This window comes from Nocardiopsis sp. TNDT3 (genome assembly GCF_003427465.1).
GTDB lineage: Bacteria > Actinomycetota > Actinomycetes > Streptosporangiales > Streptosporangiaceae > Nocardiopsis > Nocardiopsis dassonvillei.
In genome coordinates, this window is the sequence record NZ_QPFC01001441.1 from 1 (window position 1) to 1,109 (window position 1,109).

1 protein-coding gene is annotated in these 1,109 nt (G+C 70.0%); it reads right to left on the minus strand.

What is annotated here, in order from left to right; genetic code table 11:
- Positions 1 to 48: 48 nt before the first annotated feature.
- Positions 49 to 1,053 carry an aldo/keto reductase family protein gene (locus DQW06_RS28660; protein WP_013152001.1) on the minus strand — a complete coding sequence of 335 codons (1,005 nt, stop codon included), beginning with the start codon at positions 1,051 to 1,053 and terminating at the stop codon, positions 49 to 51.
- Between the last annotated feature and the right edge of the window lie 56 nt (positions 1,054 to 1,109).

The window sequence follows — 1,109 nt, forward strand, 5'->3', positions numbered from 1 at the left end:
GTCCTGGGGACGGCCGGGCCCTCGGCGCCGAACACCGCCCGGGCGCGGCTATCCGCGGATGTTCTCGGGGCTCCTGGTCAGCGCCGGGTCGCGCTGGACGCTGTCGCCCAGGACCTCGTCGATCCGCGCCATCAGCTCGGCGTCCAGCCTGACCCCCGCGGCCTTGACGTTGCCCTCCACCTGCTCGGGGCGGGAGGCGCCGATGATCGCGGCCGACACGTTCGGGTTCTGGAGCACCCAGGCCACGGCCAGCTGCGCCAGCGTCAGACCCGCCTCGGCGGCCAGCGGCTCCAGCCGCTGCACGCGCTCCAGCATGACCTGGTCCTTCATCTGGTCGCTCAGGAAGCGGCCGCCGCCGGGGTCGGCGGCGCGCGAACCGGCGGGCAGCTCCTGTCCGGGCTTGTACTTGCCGCTCAGGACGCCGCCCTCGATCGGCGACCACACGATCTGGCCGACGCCCTCGCGCTCGGAGAGCGGAACGACCTCGGTCTCGATGACCCGCCACAGCATGTTGTACTTCGGTTGGTTGGAGACGATGCGGTCGAAGCCCATCTCGTCGGCGATCTTGAGCGCCTGCTCGATCTCCTCGGCGCGCCACTCGGAGACGCCGACGTAGAGGACCTTGCCCTGGCGGACCAGGTCCTCGAAGGCCCGCACGGTCTCCTCCAGCGGGGTGGAGTAGTCGAACCGGTGGGCCTGGTACAGGTCCAGGTAGTCGGTCCCCAGGCGGCGCAGGGAGTCCTCCACGCTGCGGACGATGTGCTTGCGGGACAGACCCCGGTCGTTCTTGCCCTCACCCGTGGGCCAGAAGACCTTGGAGAAGATCTCCAGCCCGTCCCGGCGCTCGCCCTTCAGCGCGCGGCCGAGCACCTCCTCCGCCCTGCCCCCGGCGTAGCCGTCGGCGGTGTCGAACGTGGTGATACCCGCGTCCAGCGCCGCGCGGACACAGGCCCTGGCCGTGTCCTCCTCCACCTGGGATCCGTGCGTGATCCAGTTCCCGTAGGCGATCTCGCTGACCATGAGACCGCTGTTGCCCAGATGCCGAAATTCCATGTCGAGCACTCTAGTAGGGGATTGTGCCCGTTCGCGAGGTTCTACGCCGTGCGGGT

Excerpts from the sequence above, each read along its gene's own strand:
- DQW06_RS28660 (WP_013152001.1), bottom strand. The coding sequence starts at position 1,053 with ATGGAATTTCGGCATCTGGGCAACAGCGGTCTCATGGTCAGCGAGATC.